Origin of the sequence: Rothia sp. HMSC071F11 (assembly GCF_001809115.1) — a bacterium.
GTDB classification, from domain to species: Bacteria; Actinomycetota; Actinomycetes; order Actinomycetales; family Micrococcaceae; genus Rothia; species Rothia dentocariosa.
Genome location: NZ_KV795756.1, coordinates 316,103 through 316,423, shown reverse-complemented (window position 1 = coordinate 316,423; position 321 = coordinate 316,103). Strand labels below are relative to the sequence as shown.

At 48.6% G+C, this 321-nt stretch carries 1 CRISPR repeat array.

The window, feature by feature from the left end:
• Position 1: 1 nt before the first annotated feature.
• Positions 2-321: direct repeats of the CRISPR family, unit length 27 nt; unit sequence CAATGAAAGTCACCCATTCTCATGGGT.

Here is a 321-nt window from a genome sequence, read left to right as displayed (position 1 = left end):
TCAATGAAAGTCACCCATTCTCATGGGTGAGACTAACAAGAAACTGGATTCCATCGCCCAAGGTATCCACCCTCAATGAAAGTCACCCATTCTCATGGGTGAGACGAAGGAAAAGATAATGCAGCAGACTGCTCAACCGAGTCCCTCAATGAAAGTCACCCATTCTCATGGGTGAGACTGACGTATCAGGCGCTATACAGTCTATTGCGGATTCTCCCTCAATGAAAGTCACCCATTCTCATGGGTGAGACGCCGCGAACTTAGTGTTCAGCCCGTAAGGTTCCTGCTCTCCCTCAATGAAAGTCACCCATTCTCATGGGT